At 72.6% G+C, this 26,127-nt stretch carries 25 protein-coding genes; 10 read left to right on the forward strand and 15 right to left on the reverse strand.

Translation table 11 applies throughout. The annotated features are described in order from the left end of the window. Positions 1-21 precede the first annotated feature (21 nt). A complete protein-coding gene (locus tag AB0I15_RS55610) occupies positions 22-747 on the reverse strand; it encodes a DUF3152 domain-containing protein (protein ID WP_358116147.1) in 726 nt (241 codons plus the stop codon). A gap of 83 nt (positions 748-830) precedes the next feature. After that, complete coding sequence (locus tag AB0I15_RS55615) at positions 831-2,219, reverse strand: FAD-dependent oxidoreductase (RefSeq protein ID WP_358116149.1); 1,389 nt, start codon at positions 2,217-2,219, stop codon at positions 831-833. Positions 2,220-2,346: 127 nt separating this feature from the next. Between AB0I15_RS55615 and AB0I15_RS55620 the strand changes: the two genes are divergently transcribed. Further along, positions 2,347-3,309 (forward strand): hypothetical protein, encoded by a 963-nt coding sequence (locus tag AB0I15_RS55620; RefSeq protein ID WP_358116152.1) that lies wholly within the window; start codon positions 2,347-2,349, stop codon positions 3,307-3,309. Between the two features lie 75 nt (positions 3,310-3,384). Here the strand turns inward: AB0I15_RS55620 and AB0I15_RS55625 are convergent, their stop codons facing one another. Together AB0I15_RS55625 and AB0I15_RS55630 are read right to left on the reverse strand one after the other, a co-directional pair. Then, positions 3,385-3,774, reverse strand: coding sequence for a MerR family transcriptional regulator (locus AB0I15_RS55625; protein WP_358116154.1), 390 nt, complete (start codon positions 3,772-3,774; stop codon positions 3,385-3,387). Between the two features lie 64 nt (positions 3,775-3,838). Beyond that, a complete protein-coding gene (locus tag AB0I15_RS55630) occupies positions 3,839-4,297 on the reverse strand; it encodes a MarR family transcriptional regulator (protein ID WP_358116156.1) in 459 nt (152 codons plus the stop codon). Positions 4,298-4,344: 47 nt separating this feature from the next. Here AB0I15_RS55630 and AB0I15_RS55635 point away from each other — a divergent pair, with 47 nt between their 5' ends. Continuing rightward, positions 4,345-4,470, forward strand: a complete 126-nt coding sequence (locus AB0I15_RS55635) for a hypothetical protein (protein ID WP_358116159.1) — start codon at positions 4,345-4,347, stop codon at positions 4,468-4,470. A 41-nt stretch (positions 4,471-4,511) separates the two neighbouring features. Here the strand turns inward: AB0I15_RS55635 and AB0I15_RS55640 are convergent, their stop codons facing one another. Genes AB0I15_RS55640 through AB0I15_RS55650 form a run of 3 tightly spaced genes read right to left on the reverse strand, consistent with a single transcriptional unit; the run spans position 4,512 to position 7,562 of the window. Next, positions 4,512-5,153 carry a shikimate kinase gene (locus AB0I15_RS55640; RefSeq protein WP_358116162.1) on the reverse strand — a complete coding sequence of 214 codons (642 nt, stop codon included), beginning with the start codon at positions 5,151-5,153 and terminating at the stop codon, positions 4,512-4,514. A gap of 41 nt (positions 5,154-5,194) precedes the next feature. Further along, positions 5,195-6,139, reverse strand: a complete 945-nt coding sequence (locus AB0I15_RS55645; RefSeq protein WP_358116164.1) for an SDR family NAD(P)-dependent oxidoreductase — start codon at positions 6,137-6,139, stop codon at positions 5,195-5,197. A gap of 10 nt (positions 6,140-6,149) precedes the next feature. Continuing rightward, complete coding sequence (locus tag AB0I15_RS55650; protein ID WP_358116166.1) at positions 6,150-7,562, reverse strand: MFS transporter; 1,413 nt, start codon at positions 7,560-7,562, stop codon at positions 6,150-6,152. A gap of 93 nt (positions 7,563-7,655) precedes the next feature. On the opposite strand from AB0I15_RS55650, the gene AB0I15_RS55655 reads away from it, so the two are divergent. Next, entirely contained in the window at positions 7,656-8,246 is a 591-nt protein-coding gene (locus AB0I15_RS55655) for a TetR family transcriptional regulator (RefSeq protein WP_358116168.1), read from the forward strand. Positions 8,247-8,444: 198 nt separating this feature from the next. Here the strand turns inward: AB0I15_RS55655 and AB0I15_RS55660 are convergent, their stop codons facing one another. Beyond that, the gene (locus AB0I15_RS55660; RefSeq protein ID WP_358116170.1) at positions 8,445-9,191 is read right to left on the reverse strand and encodes an ABC transporter permease; all 747 of its coding nucleotides are present in this window, start codon (positions 9,189-9,191) and stop codon (positions 8,445-8,447) included. Between the two features lie 203 nt (positions 9,192-9,394). Here AB0I15_RS55660 and AB0I15_RS55665 point away from each other — a divergent pair, with 203 nt between their 5' ends. From AB0I15_RS55665 to AB0I15_RS55685, 5 genes are all read left to right on the forward strand, one after another. Next, positions 9,395-10,270: a hypothetical protein gene (locus AB0I15_RS55665; RefSeq protein WP_358116172.1), complete on the forward strand. Its 876-nt coding sequence runs from the start codon at positions 9,395-9,397 to the stop codon at positions 10,268-10,270. Positions 10,271-10,276: 6 nt separating this feature from the next. Next, positions 10,277-10,687, forward strand: coding sequence for a hypothetical protein (locus AB0I15_RS55670; protein WP_358116174.1), 411 nt, complete (start codon positions 10,277-10,279; stop codon positions 10,685-10,687). 54 nt (positions 10,688-10,741) lie between these two features. Then, positions 10,742-12,025: a serine hydrolase domain-containing protein gene (locus tag AB0I15_RS55675; protein WP_358116176.1), complete on the forward strand. Its 1,284-nt coding sequence runs from the start codon at positions 10,742-10,744 to the stop codon at positions 12,023-12,025. 168 nt (positions 12,026-12,193) lie between these two features. Continuing rightward, complete coding sequence (locus AB0I15_RS55680; protein WP_358116178.1) at positions 12,194-13,456, forward strand: hypothetical protein; 1,263 nt, start codon at positions 12,194-12,196, stop codon at positions 13,454-13,456. Beyond that, complete coding sequence (locus AB0I15_RS55685; protein ID WP_358116180.1) at positions 13,446-15,587, forward strand: DUF6055 domain-containing protein; 2,142 nt, start codon at positions 13,446-13,448, stop codon at positions 15,585-15,587. The genes AB0I15_RS55680 and AB0I15_RS55685 overlap by 11 nt, the downstream gene beginning before the upstream one ends. Before the next feature lie 126 nt (positions 15,588-15,713). Here AB0I15_RS55685 and AB0I15_RS55690 read toward each other — a convergent pair whose 3' ends face one another. From AB0I15_RS55690 to AB0I15_RS55720, 7 genes are all read right to left on the reverse strand, one after another. Then, positions 15,714-16,475: a DUF1932 domain-containing protein gene (locus AB0I15_RS55690; RefSeq protein ID WP_358116182.1), complete on the reverse strand. Its 762-nt coding sequence runs from the start codon at positions 16,473-16,475 to the stop codon at positions 15,714-15,716. Positions 16,476-16,514: 39 nt separating this feature from the next. Next, a complete protein-coding gene (locus AB0I15_RS55695) occupies positions 16,515-17,276 on the reverse strand; it encodes an IclR family transcriptional regulator (protein ID WP_358116184.1) in 762 nt (253 codons plus the stop codon). A gap of 55 nt (positions 17,277-17,331) precedes the next feature. Beyond that, a complete protein-coding gene (locus AB0I15_RS55700; protein ID WP_358116186.1) occupies positions 17,332-17,910 on the reverse strand; it encodes a methyltransferase in 579 nt (192 codons plus the stop codon). 12 nt (positions 17,911-17,922) lie between these two features. Next, positions 17,923-18,915: a tripartite tricarboxylate transporter substrate binding protein gene (locus tag AB0I15_RS55705; protein WP_358116189.1), complete on the reverse strand. Its 993-nt coding sequence runs from the start codon at positions 18,913-18,915 to the stop codon at positions 17,923-17,925. Positions 18,916-18,940: 25 nt separating this feature from the next. Further along, a complete protein-coding gene (locus AB0I15_RS55710; RefSeq protein WP_358116191.1) occupies positions 18,941-20,440 on the reverse strand; it encodes a tripartite tricarboxylate transporter permease in 1,500 nt (499 codons plus the stop codon). Continuing rightward, positions 20,440-20,988 carry a tripartite tricarboxylate transporter TctB family protein gene (locus AB0I15_RS55715; protein WP_358116194.1) on the reverse strand — a complete coding sequence of 183 codons (549 nt, stop codon included), beginning with the start codon at positions 20,986-20,988 and terminating at the stop codon, positions 20,440-20,442. Before AB0I15_RS55715 ends, AB0I15_RS55710 begins: the two co-directional genes overlap by 1 nt. Positions 20,989-21,675: 687 nt before the next feature. Beyond that, entirely contained in the window at positions 21,676-22,620 is a 945-nt protein-coding gene (locus AB0I15_RS55720) for a zinc metalloprotease (protein ID WP_358116197.1), read from the reverse strand. 113 nt (positions 22,621-22,733) lie between these two features. On the opposite strand from AB0I15_RS55720, the gene AB0I15_RS55725 reads away from it, so the two are divergent. Then, entirely contained in the window at positions 22,734-23,528 is a 795-nt protein-coding gene (locus AB0I15_RS55725) for a MerR family transcriptional regulator (RefSeq protein ID WP_358116200.1), read from the forward strand. A 66-nt stretch (positions 23,529-23,594) separates the two neighbouring features. After that, positions 23,595-25,931, forward strand: a complete 2,337-nt coding sequence (locus AB0I15_RS55730) for a prolyl oligopeptidase family serine peptidase (RefSeq protein ID WP_358116205.1) — start codon at positions 23,595-23,597, stop codon at positions 25,929-25,931. The last annotated feature ends 196 nt before the right edge of the window (positions 25,932-26,127 follow it).

Below are 26,127 nucleotides of genomic sequence, written 5' to 3' on the forward strand. Positions count from 1 at the left end.
CATGTCGGGCTCCTTCCTCGGTCATGGCCTCCGATCTTCGGTCTCGTCCCTTTCGCCCGGCCCGCGATGGGGATAGGGCCACGGATTGGGCCGGCAACGGCCCAGCGACTTCGACTGCTGCACCATGACCGGCGCCAGGCGACCGGGGCCGGGACACGAGCGGTGGTGGTGACCCAGCCCGTGCCCGACCTCGTGACTGATCAGGTAGTGGCGGTAGGCGGCCAGGTCGCCGCCGTACTGGGGGACGCCCTCGGCCCAGCGCAGGGCGTTGATCACCGAACGGGTGCCGTTCCAGCACGACAGCTCGCCCCCGGTGCGGAGCGGGCGGCACTGGCGGATGGTGAGCAGGGGGCTGGACAGGGCGACGCGCACCCGTACCGGGCCTCGGTCCACCCGCCGGAACCTGGCCCAGCCGCGGACGTCGTTGAGCGTGCGGTGCACCTCGGCGGCGAACGTACGGGGATCGAACGGCAGGCCCCGCTCCACCTCGACCAGGTAGCGCACCGGGTTCCCGCGGCCGGGCCGGGCGGGCGCGGTGCCGCGGACGACGGCGTACCGGCCGGAGGCGGCGTACGGGACCTTCTCGCGGGGGTGCTCGTGGTGCCCGGGGGCCAGGGGTTTGGGTGGCGGCGGTGTCGGTGTCGGTGTCGGGGTCGGCCCGGTGGGGCCGGTGGAGGGTGCGGTGGACGGTTCGGTGCCGCAGCCGGCCGCGATCAGGAGCAGGGCCAGGAGCATGAGCAGCGGCATCGCGGCCTCCCCACGTGGTCACGGTGGGGAGGTTTTCCACGATACGGGCAGCCTTGTCGTGATTGATGGGCAGGGTGGCCCCGTCAGACCGGTCTGGGCGCGTAAGGGGTGATGTCGATGGGAGGCGTCTCGCCAAGGGCCAGGGCGGCGGCGATCAGGCCGGTGAACGGGCCGGCCGTGAGACCGTACGCGCTCAGGCCCGTCGCCACCACGACGCGATCGGTCAGGGGGCCGATGAGGGCGGGGCCGGGGGCGTACACGGGGCGCAGGCCGACCCTGACCTCCGAGACCGTCGCGTTGACCAGGCCGGGCGCCACCCGCAACCCCGCCTCGATCACCTCGTCCAGCCCGCCCATCGTGATGCGCGGGGCGAATCCGACGTCTTCGACGGTCGCGCCGATGACGATGCGGGAGTCGGGGAAGCCCAGCAGGTACGGGCCGATTCTGGGCAGCACCATCGGCCACCAGGCGGTGTCGACGCCCTCGAGGGTGGCGTGCAGGATCTGCCCGCGCCGGGGGAAGACCGGCAGCTCGACACCCAGCGGTCGGCACACCTCACCGGTCCACGCGCCGGCGGCGACGATCACCATGTCGGCGTCGAGCCGGGCGCCGTCGCCGACCTGAAGATCGCCGGCCCGCCCCTCCGCCATCTCCGCCGCCCGCTCCGGCCCTCCCTGAACGCCCGGCCCGCTCTCCGGGCTGCCCACGCTTCCTAGATTGCCCGTACTGCCTGCGTTGCCGGTAGTGTCCGGGCTGCCCGAGGCTGCGGGGATGCCTGCGGTCCCTCCGCTCCCCGCGCCGGTCGCGGCGTCGTGGTCCAGTGGGGCGGCCTGGCGCCAGGACGTGGTGTCGCCGGTCACGAGGGGGCCCCGATCCCCGGAGGCGCCCCGCCCCGCCGGGCCCCGGCCGTTGCCCGTGCCCTGGGAGACCGGGCCCACGAGGACCTCGCCGCCGGGGGTCAGGGTGGCGGTGCCCGTGATGACCCGGGCACCCCGGGCGATGGCGGCCTGGAGGAGCGCGTCGCGTACCGACCGGCCGTCCACCCGGGCCGCGCCCGGCACGAGGATGGCGGACAAGGCGTCGGACAGCGGCGGGAAGAGCTCGGACGGGGTGGACACGTCGATGATGTCGCCCATCTCCGGCGCGGCGGGATGGCGGCGCCGCAGCAGCCCGCGCACCGGCTCCAGGTCGGCCGGGTCCTCGGCCACCAGCAGGGCGCCCACCTCGGCGTACCCGATGTCCTCGCCCAACTCCTCCACCAGCTCCGGATAGGCGCGGGCGCCCTCGCGGGTCAGCCGGTACCAGTCGTCGTCTTCTGAATGGTCCACCCACGGGCACACGATGCCCGCGCCCGCCTGTGTCGCCTCGCCTTGGTAGCCGCCGTCCACGACGGTCACCTCGGCGCCCTGGCAGCTCAGGTAATAGGCCGCGCCGGCTCCTACGATGCCGCTCCCGATCACCACAACACGCATGAACCAATGATCGCAGCCGGGGTGACCTGGGCCGATGACCGGATGCCTGACTTGCCGTGCGGATCCTCCACCGCGCCCTTCCCCGTGCCTGTGCTCGGCTCCCCGGCGGCGGGTTTAAGGTCGGCGCATGGACGCCGCCGTCACCACGATCGACCTGTCCGAGCCCGCGCGGGCGGCAGCGTCCGACGGGACCACCGTCTGGTGCGCGGAGGCGCGCGGCGTGCGGGCCTACACGGCGTCCGGCACGCCCCACGGCAAGGGCGACGAGAGCGACACGGGCGGCGCGGGTCGCGAGGGCGCTGCGGGTCGCGGGCGTGGTGCGGGTCGCGAGGATGGCGCGCGGTTGCCGGAGTTATGGTCCCTGGCGGCGGTGCCGGGGACGGTCACCGGTGCGGGGGTGCCCGGCATGCTGGCGGAGACCGTGATGATGCCCAGGTCGTTCGCGGGGACGTCGCCGGTGCACATGCTGCGGGACTCGCTGCCCGAGGGGACGCTGGCGGGGGCCTCCCGGGATCGGGTGTACTGGCTCGGCCCGTCGGGCGTACCGCTGGCCAGCGTGCCCTTCGAGGGCCGGGTGCTGGCGGGCGGCGGCGAGATCTGGGCCGTGGGCGCCGACCGGGCGTGCCGGCTGGCCGAGCCGGGCCGCCTGCACGAGCCGGTCGAGCTGCCTGACCTGGACCTGTGCGCGGTCGAGGGGGAGCGGCTGTGGTGGACCTCGAAGCGCGACACCGTGCTGCGCGGCGGGCCGAGGGAGGTGGACCTCGGGCGGCGGGAACGCGGCGGCATGGCCGTGTGCGCGGGCTCCTTATGGGTCAGCGTGACCGGCGGGCTGTTACGCGTGTCGGCGTGGTCGGGTGAGCCGAGGCGGTTCGTGGGGGCGCCGGAGGGGCCGGTGCCGTATCTGGCCTGCGCGCACGGGGTCCTGGCCGGCGGGCTCCGCGACCTGTTCACCCTCGCCCCGGCCACCGGCGCCGATGCGCGGCTGGTCCGGCTCGGGCTGCAAACACCTCTAGCGTTGATGATCGCGGCGGGCAAGCACCTGTGGGCCTTCCCCGCCGACCGCCCACAGGCCCTGATCATCCCCCTCTGAACCAGTACATCCGCAGCCCGCGCAACCGCAGGCCGCGCAACCGTCGCGTCTGGAGCCCGCGCATGCGCGGGCCGCTCATCCCGAGGTCGTGCCGGGGATGTGCGCGTCGATCCGCTCGCGTGCGTGCGGGCAGTCGTCGAAGCTGAGCGGGCAGGCCAGGGCGTGCTCGATCAGCTCCTTGGCCGCCCGCGCCTGGGCGATGCGCTGATCGAGCGCTTCGACGTGGGCCGTGAGCAGGTCGGTGTGGTCCATCGGGTCGGGCGTGGACAGCAGTTGCCGCAACGCGCCGAGCCCGAGCCCCGCCTCCTTGCCCATCTGGATCATCGCGACCCGCCGCACGTCGGCCTGCCCGTAGCGGCGGTGCCCGCTCTCATGCCTGGCCGGGGCCAGCAGCCCGACGCTCTCCCAGTGACGCAGCACGTGCGCGGGCAGTCCGAACCGGGCGGCGAGTTCGCCGATGGTCATGCTCGACGTCATGTGCACATTAAGGGCGATCGCGGCCGCCCGGGCAACTGGCCGGCGTGGAGGGCTATCCGCGCCGGGCCCGCTCCTCTTCCCACCGATCGAGCAGGCGGGGAAACTCCTGGGCCATGAAGGCGTACATGTCGTGCATCAGCTCCAGCCGGGCCCTGCCGCGCCGGTTGTCGCCGACCACGCTCAGCCCCTGCTCGGCCAGCTCCGTGAACGCGGTGAACTCGTCCATCTTCGCCCTGAACGCGCGCCCGGAGACGTCCTCCGCCAGCCGGTAGTGATCCCGGCGCCCGCGCGGCGGCCGGAACCGCTCCACGAGGCCGCCCCGCTCGAGCTGCCCGAGGGCCACGCTCATGCTGCTCTTGGCCACGCCCAGGCTCTCGCAGAGCCGGGGGGCGTCGGCGGAGTCGTCGTCGGTTACCAGCAGCGCGCCGATGACGCGACCGGCCGTCCGGCTGAGCCCGAGCCGCTCGAAGTACAGGCCGACGCTCTCCACGAATTCCTCGACACCCGTCACACGTGAATTCTATATTGTTCGGATCGTTCCGAACAATATAGAATTCCATGGTGCCCGAACCCCAGGACCCGCTGCGCGGCGTCTGCCCCGTGGCCGCCCCGGCCTGGGACGCCGACGCCCGCGACCGCCTTTGGGCCGCGTCGGCGACGGGCGACCCCGCCTGGGCCTGGTGACCAGCATGCCCTGGTGCCGTGCTGCCTCCCGCCGCGGCCGGTCAAAGCCCGAACGCCGCCGCCACCCGCCTCCCCAGGTCGTCCTCGGTCATCGCGGTGCCGATCTCGACGACGCCGAGCCCGAGCCGCCGCGCCTCCTCGGAGAGCCGTTCGGTGAACATGCGGTCGCGTTCGAGGAGGTTGCGCAGCGCCCTCTCCGGATCGCCGGTCCGGCCGGCGATCGACCACAGCGAGCCCCTGCTGTCGAACGCGGCCCGGCGGAAGTCCGGCGTCGGAAGCAGCCACACGGCCCGGCGCGGCTCGGCGAGCAGGGGCGCCACCAGCCGGGGCAGCAGCCGGAAGCCCTCGGCGAGCACGGGAGGATCTCGCGGCAGGCGGAGGAGGTCGTCCACGATCAGGCCGAAGCCCTCACCCTGGAACCAGCGGAACGTCTCCAGCATGGTCTTGGGAGACCGGCTCACCCACCGCTCGTCCATGTCCATGGCGGCGAACGCGCTCAGGAATGGGCTGTCCTCGGGCGTGCTCCGGCGGGCATGGTCCGCCATGGCCTCGTCGGTGTCGTAGAGGCGCAGGCCGTGGCGGGCCGCGATGCGGCGGGCGATGGTCGACTTGCCCGCGCCGGACCCGCCGCCGATCCAGTGGACGTGCCGGAGCCCCTCGCGCAGCCGTCGCTCAGATCGCATCTCTCTCCCGGGCGAATGATCAGACCGCACGCCACGGTAGCTCACCCGAGATCCCAGTCGGGGTCGAGACCGGTCAGAGCGGAGCTCGCGGCCCACACGCGCGCCGCGAGCGCGGGGTCGGCCAGGTGGCCCCGGACGGGTTCGAGGGCGGGCAGGCCGCGGATCCCGAACACCCGCGGTCCCCAGAGCTGGCCGCCGCGTACGGACGGGTCGAGGACGGCCCGGACGGCGGGCCAGGCGGCGGCCTCCTTGCCCTGGAGGAGGAGGCCGGCGGGCAGGCCGCGCAGCCGTTCGCCGGTGGTGCGGAGGCGGACCCCCGGGCGTGAGGGGGTGAGGGAGTCGAGCGCGCCGCCCGGGTGGGTGAGCACGCTCAGCGTCGTGCTGCCGGCGGCGCGCAGGCGGCGGTCGAGTTCGAGGCCGAAGAGCATCTGCGCGAGCTTGGATCGCGCGTACGCGCGCTTCGGCAGGTAGTCACACGTGCTCTGGAGATCGTCGGGATCGAGGCTCTCGGACTTCGCCGTGAAGCTGCCGGTGGTGACGACCCGGCTCGCCGGGGTGGCCGTCAGCAGCGGTGCCAGCCACCGGACCAGCGCGAAGTGCCCGAGATGGTTGGTGGCGAACATCAGCTCGTGGCCGTCCGCGCTCTCGCGCCGTGGCGGATGGTCGAGCAGCACGCCGGCGTTGCAGACGACCGCGTCGAGCCGGTCCAGCCGCAGGGAGTCCGCGGCGGTCTTGAGTGAGGAGAGGCCGGCGAGGTCGAGGCGGAGGTGACGGACGCGCGCGCCGGGGACGCGGGAGCGGATCGAGCCCCGCGCGGCCTCGGCCTTGGCGGGGTCGCGGCTGCCGAGGACGACGGTGGCGCCGGTGCCGGCGAGCTGTTCGGCCACGAAGTAGCCGATGCCCGCGTTGCCGCCGGTGACGAGGAAGGTCTTGCCCTCGGCGGACGGCAGGTGACGTACGTCCCAGGGACTGTGGAGGGAGGACATGTCGGATTCCTTAGTGCTGGAGCTCTTCGGCCGCCCGCCGTGGCATCAGGGTCACGGCGGGGACGGTGACGGCGGTGAGGGCCGCGACGACGACGAGGCTGGTCGTCAGCGCGTGGCCGGCGCCGGAGGCGATCGACTCGAAGAAGATCGAGGTGACGGCGGCCGAGCCGATGCCGGCCGCCAGTTGCTGGATCGCCGACAGGGAGCCGCTGGCGCTGCCGGCCTCGTCCGGGTTGATGTCGCCGATCGCGACGTCGAAGATCGTGCCGTAGCAGGTGCCCATCCCGAGGCCGGTCAGGAAGACGGCCGGGGCGAGGGCCCACAGGCTCAGGCCGGTCCCGGAGGTCGTGACCAGGACGAACAGCCAGCCGCAGCCGATCAGGATGACGGCCAGGCCGGCGAAGACCAGGATGCGGCCCAGCTTCCTGATCAGCGCCATGCACGCCCCCGCCGCGACGATGATGCCCACGGTCATCGGCAGCAGGCCCAGGGCGGCCTCCCGGGCCGAGGCGCGCAGCCCTTGCTGCATGAACAGGGACAGGACGTACACCAGCCCCGTGGTGGCGGCGAAGACGATCAGGCCGACGAGCAGGCCGGAGCCGAAGCCGCGGTTGCGCAGCAGGGACGGCTTGAGCAGCGGGTCGGCGGCGGTGACCTGGCGGCGGGCGAAGGCCGCCAGGAACGCCAGGCCGGCGGCGACCGCCAGGACGGGGATCGCGGTCCAGCCGTCGCCCGACCCCTCGACCAGCCCGAACAGCAGGCCGAACATGGCGGCGGCGAGGAGCCCTGAGCCCACGCCGTCCACGCCGGTGGCCCGGTCGCCGTCGTCGTACGGCAGCAGCCGCACGGCCAGCACCAGGCCGAGCCCGCCGAGCACCAGGTTGACCAGGAAGATCGGCCGCCAGGACAACCCCGCGATGTCGGCGTCGATGAGGAGCCCGGCCAGGATCGGGCCGCCCACCGAGGCGACGCCGAGCAGGGGCCCGAACAGGGCGAACGCCTTGGTGAGCAGGTCACGCGTGAACGTCTTGGTCATGATCGCGATGCCCTGCGGGATCAGCAGCGTCCCGAACGCGCCCTGCGCGGCGCGGGCGACGACCAGCAGGACGGGGTCGGGGGAGAGCCCCGCCACCGCCGAGGCGGCCGTGAAGCCGGCCATGCCGACGAGGAAGAGCCTGCGCTGGCCGTACTTGTCTCCGAGCCGCCCGCCGACCACGAGCAGGACGCCCATCGCCAGCATGTACGCCGAGCCGAGCCATTTGATCAGGCCCTCGCCGCCGTGCAGTTCGGCGGCGATGGTGGGCGCGGCGATGTTGGTGACCGTGGCGTCGATCATGTCGAGGGCGTCGGCGAGCAGCACCAGGCCCAAGATCGACCACATCCGGCGGGTGGACGGCGGGCCGGCCGTCACGGGGGTTGCCATGGAGTGCCTCCATCGAAAAGAAAACTGAACTTACTCAGAAACTATAACCACTTCAGATTCAGATGTGTTCCAGGTTTCGGCTACGATGGGGGCATGGCGACGACGATGGGGCGCCGCGAGCGCAAGAAGGCACAGACCCGCCAGGCGCTGTCGGACGCGGCGCTGCGGCTGTTCTCCGAGCACGGCTACGACGGCGTCACCGTGGCGCAGATCGCGGAGGAGGCCGACGTCTCCATCGCGACCCTGTTCGCCCACGTGCCGGACGGCAAAGAGGCGCTGATCTTCGACGACGGCGCCGAACGACGTGTCTGGCTGGTCGCCGCCGTCCGCGACCGGCCCGCCGGCCAGTCCGTGCTGGAGGCCCTGCGCCGCTGCATGGCCGGCCGGGGGCCTTTCACCGACGACCTCCCGCCCGGCCTGCGGAGCAAGCGCGACCTGATCGTCGGCACGCCCGCGCTGCGGGAATACTCGCGCAAGCTCTGGATCGCCAGCGAGGGGGCCCTGGCCGAGGCGATCGCCGCCGAGAGCGGCCGCGACCCCTCCGACATGACCGTCCGCGCGCTCGCCCGCTACGTGCTGGAGATCCCCGAGCTGGCGGGCACCGAGCCCGACCCCCTCGCCGCGATGAACGCCATTTTCGACCTGCTCGAATCCGGCTGGCCCCGATCGCCCGGGAAGCCCTGACCCGCCGCCGCGCCGTGAAGCGAACCGCCGGCGGACGGCAGCTTCAAGCTCGTGAGGTAGGTCTCGATGTGGGTGCGGGCGCAGAGGCTGTTGCGGTACTGGCCGTGGCCCACCCCGGTGTACTCGGGCACCATGGTCTTCGGGACCTGCGCGGCGACGCGTGGTTCCACGCCGCCGGGGTGCACGACGAGCACCGGGTCAGGAAGTGAAGTGGCCGCGGCTGACGAGCTCGACCGTCACCAGGACCGCGACGGCCTCGGCGGCCAGGAGCGCGACCAGCACCACGAGCTGCACCAGCCCCGCCTCGAGCGGGCTCGCCCCGCCGAGCAGCATGCCCACGAACGCTCCGGGCAGCGTCACCAGGCCGACGGTCCTGGTCTGGTCGAGGGCCGGCACCAGCGCCTGGGCCGCCGCCGGCCGGCAGATCTCCATGGCCGCGTCCCTGGGCATGAACCCCAGCGACAGCGCGGCCTCCACCTCTCCCCGCCGCTGGGTCAGCTCCTCCACGGCGCGCCGCCCCGCCAGGGCCGTCGCCGTCAGGCAGCCGCCCAGCAGGATCCCGGCCACCGGGATGACCACGATGCCCGCCCCCGAGATCACCTTGAACCCCGCCAGCAGGCCCAGCACCGGCGCGGTGCCCGCCGCCACCGGTATCCCGGCCCACCACCAGCCCCTGCCCGAACCGGTGACGCGGCGACCGGCGGTGTACGTGGCCACGGCGTACATGAGCAGGATGAACCCGGCGATCGCCGCCGAGTAGGCGACCACCCACGTGATCAGCGCGGACACGGCGGCCAGTTGCAGGGCCGCCCGCAGGCAGGCCGTCACGACGGCCCGGCCGTGACCGAGCCGCCCCAGCCAGGCGGCGAGGCCGCCGAGCGCGATCAGGGCGAGCATGGCGACGGGCAGCAGCGGGGTGACGGAGATCAGCGATGACGACGGCATGGCCAGCAGTCTGACGACTTCGGGCGCCGGAAGGGTGGGCAGGGGCGGGTAACAACCCTGGGCAGCCCTTCCGCGACGGCACCGCCCGGATCCGGCTGCCCAAGGGCCGGTGGAACCTGTACACGGAGATCCACGGGCGCGGGCTGGGCACCACGATCGCCCACGACGCGCTGACCGTCGGCGGGGCGGACCAGGAGGTGACCGTGGACGCCCGCCGGGCCAGGACGGCGCGGATCACGCTGGACGACCCCGCCGCGGCCCCGCGGCCCCGGAGCGAGGTGCAGCTCGAGTTCGGGCCCTGGGGGATGGCCTTCTCGCAATGGTCGGTCGAGGACGTGAGGTCGAGGTTCTCCTTCGTCCCCGTGCGGCAGAAGGGGCTGCGCTCGTTCCTGCGGACGTTCTGGCTGAACGCGGACGACTCCTACGATCTTGTCGCCCGCTACACCGACGGGTTCCCCGCCGACCCCTCCTGCGCGGCCAGGCGGGCCGATCTGGCCGAGGTGACGGCCGCGTACCGGGGGTCCGGGGTGGCGGCCAAGGGCACGCCGCTGACCGGGCCCCGGCTCGGTGACGACCCGTCCCTGTTCCTGTCGCCGGTGAACGGCCCGGTGAACGGCCCAGCGGACGGGGAGATCGGCCTGCCGGGCACGCGCACGTACCACCGGAGCCCGGGGTTCGTGTGGGACAGCGCGCTCGAGGTCGGCGACTCCTTCCTGGCCGACGGCGGCAGGGCCGTCGGGCGCGGGCACAGCCGTGAGGTGTGGAACGCCGCGGTGACCGGGCCGTCCGTCGCGGGGCTGGGCGCCGGGCGTACCGGGGACGAGGTGACGGTCGCGGCCGGGGCGCTGTTCGCCGACGGCGGCGCGGGCCGGGCCGGTACGGACGGCGCGGCCACCGGCACGGCCACCCTCACCCAGGGTGGCCGGACGCTGGCCGAGACCGGCCTCGCCGGCTGCCGGCCGGACCCGCCGGAGCGGTGCGTACGCCGTGCGCGCGTAGGGGTGTCACATCGCGGCGGTCCGCCGCGTCTTCAGTGTGGTGGCCGGCATGCCGTGCCGGCCGCCTCGACTGCGAGGTGAATCCCCTTGATCCACATCTGGCGGATCGCGATGGACGCCAGCGAGGTGTCCCTGTCGTCGAAGAGGTCGCCCCTCGATGCTCCGGCCTGCTTCCACGGCTCCTTCTACCTGAGCCCGGACGGCCGGCTGGCGGGCTTCGCGCTGCGGATCCCGGCCGGCGAGGACGAGCTGGTCTGGGAGTCGGTGAGCCTCGAGCCCGCCGCCGCCCCGAACCGGCTCACCGGGCGGGCCCGGCTGGCGCTCGGCCACCGCGTGATCACCGCGGAGGTCTCCGGGCTCTGCGCCGAGCTCCCCTCCCGCTCCCTGAAGATCGTCCTGGAGACGACCTTCCCGGCCAGGAGCCTGCGCTGGCCCGCCCGTACGGGCCGGTCGACGCTCCGGCTGTTCACCGAACTCCATCCCGGTTGCGCCCGCTGACCTCCCTCGCGTACAGTGTTCGCAACAAGGAACGCTGTGTGCAAGGAGATAGTGATGACCAAGGCCGCGAGCTGGGACATGCAGGGCACCTGGGACAGCAGGGGCGCGTGGGGGGCCAAGGGGCACTGGGAGGAGCGCGACGGTCGGAGGCCGGGCCTGTCGGAGGCCGGGCTGGGCCGCATGCGCGAGGTCCTGGCCCGTCATGTGGACTCCGGGGCGGTGCCCGGACTGGTCGCGCTGGTCGGCCGGGGATCCGACACCCACGTCGAGGCGCTGGGGACGATGCACGCCGGTGGCGGCCCCGCGATGCGGCGGGACACGATCTTCCGGATGGCCTCCCTGAGCAAGCCGCTCACCGCCGCCGCCGTGATGATCCTGGTCGAGGAGTGCCGGGTGCGGCTGGACGACCCGGTCGAGACCTGGCTGCCCGAGCTGGCCGACCGGCGGGTGCTGGCGAGCATCGACGCCCCGATCGGCGAGACCGTGCCCGCCCGGCGCTCGATCACCGTGCGCGATCTGCTGACCTTCACCTTCGGGTTCGGGGTCGTCCTGGCGGCGCCGGACACCTACCCGATCCAAGTCGCCATGCGCGAGCTGGGCCTGGACACCACCTCGCCCGCGTTCGGGCCCGACGAGTGGATCCGCCGCCTGGGCGAGTTGCCGCTGATGTACCAGCCGGGGGAGCTGTGGCAGTACCACACCGGCTCCGACGTGCTGAGCGTGCTCGTTCCCCGGGTGACGGGGCAGTCGCTGGGGGCGTTCATGCGTGAGCGGCTGTTCGAGCCGCTCGGCATGGCCGACACCGGCTTCCACGTGCCGGCCGGCAAGATCGACCGGCTGCCCACCAGCTACGCCCACGACCCGGAGAGCGGCGAGCTGGTCGTCTGGGACGAGGCGGCGGGCGGCAAGTACGCCACGCCCCCGGTCTTCGAGGCGGGCGGCGACGGCATCGTCTCCACCGTGGACGACTACCACGCCTTCTACCGGATGCTGCTGAGCGGGGGGACGCTCGACGGCGAGCGCGTCCTGTCGCGGGCGTCGGTCGAGCTGATGACGATGGACCACCTGACGCCGGGGCAGAAGACCGAGAAGGACGCCTTCGGCGACCACTTCGGCCGGCACGGCGGCTACGGCTTCGGCATGGCGGTCCGCACCCACCGCCGCGACCTCGCCTCGCCCGGCCAGTTCGGCTGGGACGGCGGCCTGGGCACCACCGCCTACGCCGACCCGCGGGAGGGCCTCGCCGGCGTGCTGCTCACCCAGGCGGCCATGGACACGCCCGACACCGCGCGCCTGCACCGCGACTTCTGGACCACGGCGTACCAGGCGATCGACTGAGCCGTGGAAGTTTCACCCCCGGCCGCAGGTCACTGACAACCCTTCCTGACGATGGCGGCGCGGGCCTTGACAGGGCCCCGCCGCTGCGCCAACACTCTCTCTCCACCGCAAGTGTGTGACATAGCACTTCGGGGTTCGGAGTGTTAGCGCTAACAGGGAGGATCCGCAGTGAGACGATTAGCGTCCGTCATCCTGGCCGGGCTCGTCGCCACCGGCCTGTTCCTCATCCCCGCCGCGCCCGCGTCGGCGGCCCCGGTCAACCTGGCCCTCTCGGCGAGCCCGTCGGCGTCCTACACCTCCTCCTGGGAGAGCGTCGCCGCGATCAACGACGGGATCGACCCGCCCGGCTCGAACGACACCGTCAACCGCCGCTGGGGCACCTGGCCCAACACCGGCGAGCAGTGGGCACTGCTGACCTGGTCGCAGTCCCAGACGCTCAACTCGGCGCAGGTGTACTTCTTCGACGACAACGGCGGCGTGCGGGTGCCCGCGTCCTGGAGGCTGCAGCGGTGGACCGGCAGCGCCTACGCCGACATCCCCGGCACCTACCCGACCGCGGTCAACGCCTACAACACCGTCACCTTCTCCTCACCGGTGAGCACCACCAGGCTGCGCGTCCTGCTGCAGAGCGGCCAGGCCTCGGTCGGGCTGCTGGAGGTCAAGGCCATCGGCGAGGGCGCGCCGCCGCAGAGCGGCTGGAACCCGCCCGCGAACCTGGTCACCCCGCTCAACCAGGTATGGCAGCACGTCGAAAGCACTTACCCCAACCTGTACGGGTTCCGCAACTACGGCTGGGACCAGGTCATGGCCAACGGCGGCTCGATCAACTACTGCGTACGCTGGGACACCGGTGCCACGGTGACCGCCGCCCAGCGCGACCAGATCCACGCCACGCTGGCCCGCCAGTTCAAGAAGTGGATGGACCTCATGGTCGGCCACAACGCCTGGCCGTACACCAACGTGCCGGTCAAGGTCGTGGGCTGGGCCGTACGCGACCGGAACCAGCTCCAGTGGAGCGACAACTCCGTCGACATCTACGTGAACAACATCCGCGAGAACGCGCCCCAGTGCGCCGAGCCGTGCGGCCGGTTCTTCAATCAGAACGGCCAGTACCCCAACTGCCCGGGCGGCCCCTCCCACCATTACGACATGTCGCTCTGGTTGACCGCCGGGTTCGGCGGCGGCGCGGGCGGCGACTGGGGACAGCGCATCGGCAGCGAGTACTACATGTCCAACCTCAACACCGACAACGTGCACATCCTGCTCCACGAGATGGGCCACTCCTTCGGCCTGGACGACTTCTACGACTGGACGCCGACCGGCGTGGGCGGCTTCCTCATGAAGGCCGGCAGCGCCGCCCAGATCACGGAGTTCGACGCGTGGATGTTCCGTGACTGGTGGCGCCATCTGAGGAGCCGGTATGGCATCTAGGGTCGCGGCGGTCCTCTGTCTGATCCTCGCGCTGCTCGCCACCCCGGCCGAGGCGGCGATGGCCAAGACGGTCTACATCCCCTCCCGCTGGCAGAGCACCGGTGAGGTGCCGTGGGTCAGCGCGCGGACGAGGGAGTCGGCCAACTTCATCCTGCTCTGGGGCGACCGGTCGGGGACGAACCCCGCAAGCGCCCCCGAGCCGTACCGGTTCGATCCCGGCAACGTGCTCGGCCAGCTCGAGAACCTCTACTCCTTCTACGTGAACACCATGCGGTTCACCCCGGAGACCGGCCTGCTGGCCCAGCACAAGATCATCGTCATCGTCACCAGGACCTGGTCGAACGCCCCGCTCGACGCCTGGGCCACCGGCGGCTCGGTGGACGGCAGGGTCGGCGTCATCAACATCGCCCCCGGCGCCGCGCTGTCCGGGTCGTGGGGCCTGGCGCACGAGCTGGCCCACGTGTTCCAGAACTACACCTTCCTCGGCCGTTCGGGGTTCGGGTTCACCCACGCGAGCGCCGGGACGTTCTGGGAGGCCAGCGCCGAGTTCATGGCGATGCAGGTCTATCCGAGGACGGCGGCCGGCGACCTGACCAGGTTCATCCGCACCGAGAACCTGGCCTACAGCAGCAGCCGCCACCACTACGGCGCCTGGATGCTCCTGCAGTACATCAAGGAGCGCGACGGGCCGGCCATGTTCAACCGGATCTGGAACGAGGCCAGGAACACCGAGCACCCGCTCGAGGTCTACCGCCGGATCTCCGGAATCGACCAGACGGAGCTCAACCGCCGGCTCGGCGAGTACGCCCAGCGCAACGTCACCTGGGACTACGCCAACCGGGCCGACTTCATGCCGTTCCTCACCAGCCTGTACCCGTTCGTCACCGCCTACAACGGGGTGGCGGTGGAGCCGGTCAACGCCTCGGCGGGGCACTTCCGCATCTCCGACGCCCTGGCCCCCTCCGACTACGGCTACAACAAGATCCGCCTCGTCCCCGGCAGCGACGGCGGCCTCATCCGCATGCGGTTCCGCGGCCACGTCAACGCCGCGGCGCAGTCGGGCTGGTCGTACGGGTTCGTCGCGGTCCGCAACGGCACCCCCCGCTACGGCCCCGTCCACAACTCCTCGAACGGCGAGGTGACCTTCCAGACCCAGCCGGGCGAGAGGGACGTCTACCTCGTGGTCGTCGGCGCGCCGGGAACCGTGCACAAGTACGCCTTCCTCGACGGCTACCCGCGCAACCACCGCTACCCGTACCAGTTCCGCCTGCAGGGCGCCACGCCGTGGGGCTTCGAGCCGGGCCACGCGCGCCCGCCCGCCCCGGGCAACGGCCGCTGGCACTCCAACGGTGGCGGCTGGGTGGACAACCGGGCCAACGTCGCCGCCACGGCCTACGTCGGCCCCCGGGCCGCCGTGTACGGCAACAGCACGGTCAGCGGCAACGCCCGCGTCGAGGACCTGGCCTGGATCAACAGCGGCGCGACCGTCGGCGGCAACGCCGTGGTCAAGAACAGCGCCCTGGTCCAGGGCGGGGCCAACCTCAACGGCAGCGTGGTCATCGGGGGCGACGCCGAGCCGGCCACGGCGTGCGGGTCGGGGACGTACCTGATGTTCAACCCCGACCGCCGCTGCGACGGCGGGGGCGGTGAGGCGGACGTCAACCCGTCGCACCCGATCTTCAGCGACAACGACCTGGCCTTCGGCGGGGGCGGCGAGCCGGAACCCGCCGCCAACCTGGCCGCGAGCGCGACGCCCTCGGCGTCGTACACCTCGCCCTGGGAGAGCGTCGCGGCGATCAACGACGGGGTCGTGCCCAGCCCGCGCTGGGGCACCTGGCCGGAGACCGGCACCCAGTGGGCCGAGCTGATCTGGCCCTCGACGCAGACGATCAGGTCGGCGGAGGCGTACTTCTTCGACGACGGCGGCGGCGTGCGCGTGCCGGCCTCGTGGCGGCTGCAGTACTGGAACGGCGGCGCCTACGCCGACGTGCCGGGCGCGAGCGCCTACGCGACGGCGGCCGGCGTCTCCAACAAGGTCACGTTCGGCGCCGTGAGAACCACGCGGCTGCGGTTCGTGCTGCAGAGCGGCCAGGGTTCGGTCGGACTCCTGGAGGTCCGCGCCTTCGTCTGACGGCCGCGCGCGCCCGCCGCCCCGCCCTCACCGGTGGTGCGGGGCGGCGGGCGCCCCACCGACCGGGCGCGCCTCACCCGAGGGCGCGCCCCTACCGGCAGGGCGCGCTCCATCCGCGGGTGCGCCTCATCCGGCCGGGCGCGCCGAGAGCCTCAGGAGGGTCTGCTCGGCCGCCCGGGTCATCTCGGCGGGCACGCCCAGATCGTCCAGGTACGCGCCCGTGTCGCGCATCTCCTGCGCCCGCCGCACGGCGTGCGTGCGGGTGCCGGTCAGGAACCGGTCGATGACCGCCTGCCCGTCGCCCGCGAGCTGCCGGGCGACCTCGGCGCGGATCCACCCCTCGTCACCCGCGGCCCGCCCCGCCGCCACCGCCTCGCAGACCACCGAGGCCAGCCCCTTCATGAACACGCTGCGCAGCAGCTTGCGGCCCATGGCCGCGCCCGGAGGCCCGTCGAGCACCTCCACCGGCGCGCCCAGCGGTCGCAGCAGCCCGGCGATCGCGTCCGCGCCCGGCCCGCTGGCCAGCAGGGGCACCTGGTGCCCGTGCAGCGGCACCGGGCCCAGGATGGCGACGTCGGCGAAGGCGCCGATCGTGCTCCCCAGGCGTTCCATGACCGCGGGGGCCGCGGTCGTGAAGTCGGCGTAACAGGCGCCGTCCGCCAGATGGGGCCGGCACGCGGCGGCCACGGCCGGGGCCGCCGAGGCCGAGGTCAGGACGAGCGCGTACGCCGCCCCCTCCACGGCCTCGCGCGGCGTCGCGGCCCTGGTGACGCCCTCGGGGGTGGCGGTGGCCGCGGGATCGTACCCGAGCACCTCGTGGCCGGACCTGACCAGCGCGGCGGCATAGACGCCGCCCGCCTCGCCCAGGCCGATGACGGCACAACGCATGATTCATCAATCCTTGATGCTAGAAGTTCGGAAAAGTCGTCAAAGGTCCTGCGCGCGGCCGAGCGCGGCGGCGGCGCGGCGCAGTTCGGGCACCCAGCCGAGCATCTCGCTCTCCGGATGGCGTTCGGCGGGTCCGGAGACGCCGACCGCGGCCACCGCCGGGCCGTCGGCCGGCGGCACGACCGCGCTGATGCCCGAGGAGCCGAGCACCCGTTCGTTGAGGGAGTAGTGGTAGCCGCGTTCCGCGATCAGCTCCAGCTCGGCGCGCAGGTCCGCCTCGCTCGTGGGCTTGCCGCCCGCCGTGCCCAGGTCGCGGACCGAGGCGATGAGGGCGTCGAGCTCGTCCGGCGGCATGGCGGCGGCGAGCACCTTGCCCGCGCCGAGGTGGAGCGGCAGCCGGCGGCCGATGGGCAACTGGTAGCGCAGCGGGTCGGCGCCGTCGACGCGGACGATGACGATGCGCTCCAGGCCCGACCTGATGTGCAGGGTCGTGGTCAGGCCGGTGGTGGCGGCCAGCTCCTGCAGCACCGGGGTGGCGGCGCGGCCGAGCCGGTCGGTGACGAGGAAGCCGTGCGCGGCGGCGAGAGTGGCCGGGCCGAGATGATAGGTCTGCCGCTCGGCCACCACGAACCCGCGCCGCTGGAGCACACCCAGCAGGCGCAGGGTGGTGGCGGGGGACAGCCCCGCCCGCCGGGCGACGTCCGAGAGCCGCAGCGGCTTGTCACTGCGCTCCAGCACCTCGATCACGTCGAAGGCGCGCTCGACCGAGCGCATGGACGGCTGTGGCTGCCCGGAGGTCATCGGCGGAACCCCTTCGCCCTCGCGGTGCCGGATCTCCGGCACGGCGTCGGATTGATCATGCGGATTCCAGGATGGCAGCCCGTTTGCCCTCCTCGAGCGCGAAGACCGCCTCCGCCGCCAGCGCGACCGTCTCGGCTTCGGCGGCCGGGACGACCACGACGCCGTCGGCGTCCCCGAGGATCAGGTCGCCCGGCGCGACGGCGACGCCGCCCACCGCGACCGTACGGCCGAGATGACCCGGCCCGTTCTTGTACGGCCCCGCCGGTGTCACCGCCCGCGCGAAGACGGGCATGCCCATCTCGCCAAGCCCGTCGGCGTCCCTGACGGCCCCGTCGATCACGAACCCGGCCACGCCCCGGTTCTTGGCGCGCTGGCCGATCAGCTCGCCGATCAACGCCCTGGACTCGTCGCCGCCACCGTTGACCACGATGACGTCACCCTCCCCGGCGACCTCGAGCGCCTGGTGGATGAGCGCGTTGTCACCCGATCGGGTCCACACGGTGAAGGCGCGGCCGGCCACGCGGGCGCCCGTCCAGACGGGGCGGATCCTGGAGTCGAGGACGCCGAGGCGCTCCATCGCGTCGCCGATGTTGGCGGTGGGCAGGGCGGCCAGCCTGGTCAATGCGTCACTCACGGTCGTTGCCTTTCAGCTCTGGTCATTGCGGACGAGGGGAAGCGCCTGCTTGAACGTGGTCTCCTGCTCGGTCCAGTACGTGGTGTAGTCCTGGCCCGACTTGTAGACGGTGGCGAGGCCGAGGGCCTTCATCTTGGCGACCACGGCCGGGTCCTCGATGGCCTTCTTCAGCGCCGTCTCGATCTTCGTGCGGACGTCGGCGGGCAGCCCGGCGGGCGCGGAGTAACCGCGCGCGGTCGCCGCCTCGACCTGGTAGCCCTGCTCGGCGAACGTGGGCGCGTCCGGCAGGAACGGGCTCCGCTGCGCCGACATCACGCCGAGCACCTTGATCTTGCCCTGGGAGACGAGGTCCTTGACGTCGCTGACGTTGCCGACGTACGCGCCGACGTGCTTGCCGAGGAAGGCGGCGATGGCGGAGGCGGCGCCCTCGGAGAAGTGCACGGGCGCGAACTCGGCGCCCGTCTTCTGCCGGATGTCGGCCAGCGCGAAGTGCTCGCCGGTCTGCACGCCCGTGGTGGTGACGGTGACGCTCTTCGGCTTCGCCTTGACCGCCTCGACCAGGCCCTTCAGATCCTTGTACGGGCTGTCCGGCGCCACCCCGACCAGCATGGGGTCGAGCACCTGCATGCCGAGCGGCAGGAAGCTCTGCCGGGTGTAGGCGGCGCCGCGGCTCGGGTCGAGGGGCGAGACCACGACGGACGGCGAGCCGGTGGCGCCGATGGTGTAGCCGTCGGCCTTGGCCTTGGCCAGCGCCGTGTAACCGATCTGGCCGCCGGCGCCCGGCTTGTTGAGCACCTCGACGTTGGTGCCCAGCTCCTTCTCCAGCACGGGCGCGACCACGCGGGCGGCGGCGTCCACGGCCGCGCCGGGCGCGAAGGCGACGACCAGCGTGACCGGCTTGCCCTTGCGCGGCCAGGCGCCGGCGGCGCCTCCGGGCTGCTGGGCGCCGCACGCGGCGAGCGCGGTCGTCACGGCCACGGCCGTGACGGCGATCTTGAGTTTCACGGTGACTCCTTTTCGGGGGGTTGTCTCAGGCCTCGGGGTCCGCGGCCAGGACGGCGGGTTTGCGCAGCCGCAACAGCGGGCTCGCGGCGATGGCGAGCGCCACCACCAGCAGGACGGCGCAGATCGGCCGGGTGAGAAAGACGGTGAGGTCGCCCTGGGACAGCTCGAGCGACTCGCGCAGGGAACGTTCCATGAGAGGCCCGAGCACCAGCGTGAGCACCAGGGGCGCCAGCGGGATGTCCAGCCGGCGCAGCGTGAGCCCGAGCAGCCCGAAGGCGACCATCACGAACACGTCGAAGACCGAGAAGTTGATCGTGTACGTGCCCACGACCATGAACGTGAGGATCAGCGCGGTCAGCACCGGGTACGGGATGCGCAGGATCGACGTCCACACCCGCACCAGCGGCACGTTGAGCACCAGCAGGATGACGTTGCCGACGAAGAGGCTGGCGATGATCCCCCAGGCCACGTCGGCGTGCTCGGCGAACAGGGTCGGCCCCGGCGTCAGCCCCTGCTGCAGGAAGGCCCCCATCAGCACGGCGATCGTCGGCGAGGCCGGGATGCCCAGCGTGAACAGCGGCACCAGCGCGCCGTTGGCGTGGGCGTTGTTGGCGGTCTCCGGGCCCGCCACGCCCTCCACCGCGCCGGAGCCGAGCTCGTCGCGGTGCCTGCCGAACTTGCGCTCGGCGCCGTAGGCGAGCAGCGAGGACACCGAGCCGGTCATCCCGGGCACGAGCCCGAGCGCGAACCCGATGCCGGTGCCCCGCGCGATCGCCGGGGCGCTGCGCCGCAGGTCGGCCCGGCCGGGCAGGAGGGCGCGCAGCCCCGGCGCGACCGCGTGGGCCGTGCCGCCCTTGGCCGTGGCGAGGATCTCCGACAGGCCGAAGAGCCCGATGATGACGGCGACGAAGCTGATGCCGTCGAGCAGCCGCTCGCTGCCGAAGGTGAACCGGGGCGCCCCCGCCACGGGGTCGATGCCGACCATGGAGATCAGCAGGCCGAGCACGCCGGAGATGAGCGCCTTGGTCATGGACCGGCCGGCGAGTGCGACGAGCAGGGAGATGCCGAGCACCATGAGGGCGAAGAACTCGGGCGGCCCGATCCGCAGGCCCAGATCGCCGAGGGGCTTCGCGGCGAGGACGAGCCCGGCGGTGGCGACGGTGCCGCCGACGAACGATCCGAGCGCGGCGATGGTCAGCGCCACCCCGGCGCGGCCCTGCCGGGTCATGGCGTAACCGTCGATCGTGGTGATCGCGGAGGCGGCCTCGCCGGGGGTGTTGAGCAGGACGCTGGTGATCGTGCCGCCGTACTGGGTGCCGTAGAAGATGGCGGCCAGCATGATGATGGCGCTGGTCGGATCGAGGTTGAGGGTGAGCGGGATCAGCAGCGCGACGCCGGCGACGGGGCCGATGCCGGGCAGGACCCCGATCAGGGTGCCGAGGAGGCAGCCGATGAAGGCGTACAGGAGGTTCTGCGGCGACAGGGCGGTGGACAGGCCGCCGAGCAGGTCGGCCAGGACGTCCATCACAGCCCCCAGCCGGCCAGGAACGGGATCCCCGACGGCGGGAGCTGCACCATCAGGCCGTGGGCGAAGCCGTAGAAGATGCCCGCGCTGCCGGCCAGGGAGAGCGCCAGCGACAGGACCCAGCTCCGGCCCGCCCGCCACTTGAGGTGGTACATGAGGAACAGGAACACGCTGATCTGGTAGCCGAGCAGGTCCATGACCGCCGCGAGCACCACGAGACTGCCCAGCACGGCGGCGGCGTGCCGGACGTCCGTCCCCTCGCTTTCCGCGGCCTCGCCTCCCGCGGTCTTGTCACGGCCGGCGCGGACCGACTGGACGAACCAGGCGATCGCCAGCAGCCCGAGGGCGATGGCCAGCACGAACGGGAAGAAACCCGGGCCGGGGCCGAACGACGTCCACAGGCGCAGGCCGAGCGACTCGACGGCGACATAGACCGACAGGGCGACGAGGACGGCCTGCGCGCCCGTTCTCAGCCGGGCGCCGGAGGGTGGCGCCAGGGGCTCCGGGGGATCGGGGGCGTGCTGGGCGAGCGCGGGTTCGTGGCTCATGGGGGTGTGGCCGCCTTCCAAGTCTTTTCACAGAGTGAAAAGCTCTTTCATTTCATGACAAGCCTGGTAGGAGGCGGGTTGGTATGTCAAGAGTTGCGGGGAGGTTTCCGGATATGCACAAACACGTGACGTGACCGCCGAAAACACGAATCCATCGACTACCTGACCGGCGGCGACTTCGATTGCACCGGCCTGGGCTTCATCGGCAGCGGCGGCGGGCCTGGCCGTCCGCCGGCACTTCGCCACCAAGGAGGAGCTGCTGACCACCGTGCTCGACGTCTCACGCCGGTTCATGGAGGCCGGCGCCGCCGAGACCGCGGGCCTGCCGCCCGCCGAGGCGCTGGACCACCTGTTCGACGGCTTCGCGGCCTTCTGCGTAGAGCGGCCCGGCCTGTTCATGATCTGGCTGGGGGAGCGCCGCAACCTGTCCGACGACGTGCGCGGGCGCATCGGCAGGGCGGGCACCAGGACTGCCTCCGGATGCCGACGGGCGCGGGCGCGGCGGCCCGGGCTCTCCCGCCCTGAGGCCCACGTCTTCGCCCGGCTCGCCGTCGGTCGCCTGTCTTCACCTCGATCCCCGTCGCCCGGACCAGATCGTGCCGGAGGGGTTGCGGCGGCTGCCGGGCGGGGGCGGGTCGGGGCGGGGTACGGTGCTCGAAACGCCGGTCGCCGGCCTGACGGTCGCGGTCAGCCCTTCGCGTTCGCGGGTGAGCCGGCCCGCATGCTCTCCCTGAGCGGCGACGGCAGGAACGACGAGCGCGGCCCGGCCAGCGCGGCGTCCATGCGCTCGGCCTGGCCGTTGGTGAACATGAACATGGCCGCGTCCTCGACGTAGTCCATGTAGTTCATGAACATGTCGCCGTTGGGCCCGTTGCCGCAGCTCAGCTTGGGGAAGTCGGGGGTGCCGCGGTTGTGCCCGGCCTGGTTGGGGGTGTCGTCGACGAAGTCGGAGCCGGAGCAGCCGCCGTCGTCGTCGCCCCAGATGTGGCGCAGGTTGAACCAGTGGCCGATCTCGTGGGTGGCGGTCCTGCCGCCGTCGAACGGGGCCTCGGCCGTACCCGTCGTCCCGAACGCGCTGTGCCGGACCACGATCCCGTCGATCTCGGGCGGACCACCGGGGAACGTGGCGAACCCGAGGGCGGTCTTCAGCTCGCACACCCATATGTTGAGGTAGCGGTCGGCCGGCCAGGCGCTGGATCCGCCCTGGTCGTCGTGCTTGACGCTGTGGTCGGGCTCGAACTCGGCGACCGTGGTCTCCTTGCGTACGACCCCGGTGGTGGGCGCGCCGGACGGGTCCTGGTCGGCCGGCCTGAACTCCAGGCGCGCGTCGGCTGCGAGCTCCTTCCACACCTCCGGCACCTTGTCCGCGTCGGGGTTGGCGCGTCTGAAGTCCTCGTTGAGCACTTTGAGCTGGCTGTCGATCTGGTCCTGGCCGATGTTCTGCTCGGGGGTGCGGTAGACGACGTGGACCACGACGGGAATGGTGACCACCTCCTGTCTGGCGGCCGCCCGCGCGGTCTTCCTGGCGAACGTCTCGTTCTCGATGGCGGCCAGCGCGACCGCGTAGCGGGGCGTGGTCGCGAGGAGCTGGTGGTGGACGGGCATGGTGGCGCAGCGGTCGGTGCCGGGCACGGGGGTTCCCTTCGTGAGGGTCGGTGTACCCGGCACGTACCCGTACCGTAGTCGTTTAATCACTCTTAGTAAGGAGTTGAACCTCCCGTGGCGGGAGGTCTTACCGTCGTAGCGTGACCGAGAACGACCGGAGATGGAGCATCGGCGAGGTGGCCAAGGCCAGCGGCGTCACCATCCGCACGCTCTACCACTACGAGGAGATCGGCCTGGTCCCGGCCAGTGAGCGCACCGCCTCGGGGCACCGCCGCTACACCGAGGCCGACCTGCGGCGGCTCTACCGCGTGCGGGCGCTGCGCGGGCTGGGGCTGTCGCTGGAGGAGATCGCCGGCGTCCTCGACCGGCCCGGTGACGACCTGACGGCGCTGCGCGCCCTGCTCGGCGCGCAACTCGCCGAGCTCGACCTGCGGGCCGCCCGCATCGGGCAGCTCAAGGAGCAGATCAGCGGCCTGCTCTGGATGCTCGACAAGGAGGTCATGCCCGACCCCGAGAAGTTCATGGCCGCGCTCGAGCTGCACTCCGTCTACGAGTCCTTCTTCGGCCAGGAGCTGCGCGACCACCTGGCGCGGCGGCGGGCGGAGATCGGCGAGGAGGGCATGGCCGGCATCCGCGCCCAGTGGCTCGACATGCTGCGCGAGGCTCGGCGGCACCTGCTCGACGGCACGCCCGTCGACGACCCCCGGGTGCAGACCCTGGCCACCCGCTGGGAGGCGATGGCGGCCGGGCTCCAGAGCGGCGACCGGCAGGTCGACGAGCGGGTCACGGCCGCCGGCATGGCGCTGTGGCGCAGCAGCGGCCCCGAGCTGAGCGCGCAGCTCAGCCGCCAGATCGACTGGCTGGACGCGGGCGACCTGCCCGCACTCATGGACTTCTTCGAACGCGCCAGGAAGGCCCGCGAGGGCACCGGCTGACCAGCCGCACGACAGCCGGGTCACCTTCGCCATCACATTCGTCCCAGCAAGGAGTTCAGCGTGAGCATGCCCTATCCCGCCGCGCAGGAGCGGCCGGAGCACAACGAGGTCGGGGGGCTGGTGTTCGACGACCCCTACCAGTGGCTGGAGGCCGACGACGGCGACGGCGTGGCGGAGTGGCAGCGGGCCCAGGACGAGCTCGCCCGCTCCTACGTGCACGGCTGGCCCCACTACGACGCCCTCGCCGCCCGCGTCGGCGAGCTGGTCGAGCAGATGGACGCCAGAAACCTGGTGGCCCCGGTGCGCTACGGGCCACGGTGGTTCCGCGGCCGCATCCCCGAGGGCCGCGACCTCATGGTGCTCGAGACGGCCGGCGAGGTCACCGGGCCGTGGCAGCCCGTGATCGACCTCAACGAGCTGTCCGACGGCACGCCGCTGCGCATCGGCCCGCAGCCGTCACCCGACGGCCGCCTGCTGGCCTACTCCATCGACGCCGCGGGCCGCGAGCTGCCCGAGCTCAAGGTGATCGAGACCGACACCGGGAAGGTGCTGCTGGACGGCGTGCCACAACAACGACCCGGCGCCGTGGCCTGGCTACCCGACAGCACCGGCTTCTTCTACATGGCCAACGTCCCCACAGCCGCTGACCACACGGCGAGCAGCACGGCGAGCAGCACGGCGAGCAATGCGGCGAGCGGTGGCACGGCGGGGGACGGTGGCATGGTCGGCGGTGGCGCGCCGAGTGGTGGCACGGCGAGTGGTGGTGCAACGGGCGGCGGCGGTACAGGCGGCGATGGTGGTCCGGGCGATGGTGGCGTGGTCCGCGCTGCCACGGTCGGCGCTGCCACGGTCGGCGCTGCCACGGTCGGCGCTGGGGCGATGGGCGGCGGACGCATAGTCGCTGGTGGTGCCGGTTCCGGGGCGGTGTTGCGGTGGCGGTTGTTCTTCCATCGCATCGGGCAACCACCGCCCACCGAGCCCGAGCCGCTCGACCTCCCGCACCCGTTCGCCATCCCCAAGATCTCCCGTGACGGACGCTGGGCGGTGATGCAGGTCGACCACCTGCGGCCCCGGCCCCACTACCTGGCCCGCCTGGAGGAGCCCTGGCAGTGGCGCGAGTTCATCACCGACACCGAGCACCTGTACAAGGGCGTGGTGACAGGCGACGCCTACGTGGCCGTCACCACGCTGGGCGCCCCGCGCGGGCGGCTGGTCCGCATCCCCCTCGACGGCCCCGGCGACCCGGCCGACTGGACCGAACTGGTGCCCGGCGGTGACGCCGTGCTCACCGGCGTCACACTCGCCGGCGACCGGCTCGTGCTCGGCGAGTTGGTCGACACCGTCTCCCGCGTCCGCGTCCTCGACCTCGACGGCAACGAGCTGGCGCGGGTGCCGCTGCCCGGCCCCGGCTCGGTCAGCTCCATCGCCCAGGGCGTCGTCGCGCTCGGCGTGATGGACCAGGTCGTCGGCTGCGACGACGCGATCACCTTCGGCTACACCTCCTACACCCAGTCGCCGACGGTCTACCACTACGCGCTGAAGACCGGCGAGCTCACCCGGCTGCAGGGGGCGGGCCACACGCTGCCCGGCCTCGTCACCACCCGCGTGTGGGCCACCTCGGCCGACGGCACGCGCGTGCCCTGCACCCTTGTGCACCGGGCCGACCTCGACCGCTCACGCCCGCAGCCCACACTCCTGCACGGCTACGGCGGGTTCAACATCGCCGAGCTGGCCTCCTACCTGGGGCCACTGGCCGCGTTCGTGGAGGCGGGCGGGATCTACGCGCACGCCCACGTGCGCGGCGGCGGCGAGTTCGGCCTCCAGTGGTGGGAGGGCGGGCGGCTGCACGCCAAGCAGAACAGCTTCGACGACCTGTACGCCATCGCCGAGCGGCTCATCGCCGACGGGGTCACCGCACCCGACCGGCTGGCCTTCCAGGGCGCCTCCAACGGCGGGCTGATGGCGGGCGTGGCCGCGACCCAGCGGCCCGAGCTGTGGCGGGCGGTGGTGTGCCAGGCACCGAAACTCGACCTCATGCGCGTGGCCCACGACCCACTGGGCACGATGGCGACCCTGCCCGAATACGGCGACCCGCGAGACCCGGCCGACGCGCCCGTACTCATGGCCTACTCGCCCTACCACCACGTGGAACCCGGCACGGCCTATCCGGCGATCCTGCTGGACGCGGGGGCCAACGACCCCCGCTGCCCCGCCTGGCACTCCCGCAAGTTCGCCGCCAGGGCCCAGACCGCCACCACCTCCTCCCATCCAGTGCTGCTGCGCGTGTGGTCCGGCGCGGGCCACGGCGGCACCGGCTGGAGCACGGTCGTCGCACAGCAGACCTACTGGCTGGCGTTCGTCATGCGCGAACTGGGACTGACCCCCCCTGACGGGCACTTGTGAGGGCGAGTGGAGGCTCATTCCCGGCTACCCGGGAAGGCGAGTTGCGGTTCGCTTTCCGCTGTTGGGTGTTCGGGGCGGTTGGTTGGGCTTGCTCGCTGCTGGCGGGCACTTGGGAGGGTGGGTTGGGGCTTACTCCCGGCTCCCGGCTCCCGGCTCCCGGCTCCCGGCTCCCGGCTCCCGGGTTCCGAGATCGGAA

The organism is Nonomuraea sp. NPDC050643, from assembly GCF_040654715.1.
GTDB lineage: Bacteria > Actinomycetota > Actinomycetes > Streptosporangiales > Streptosporangiaceae > Nonomuraea.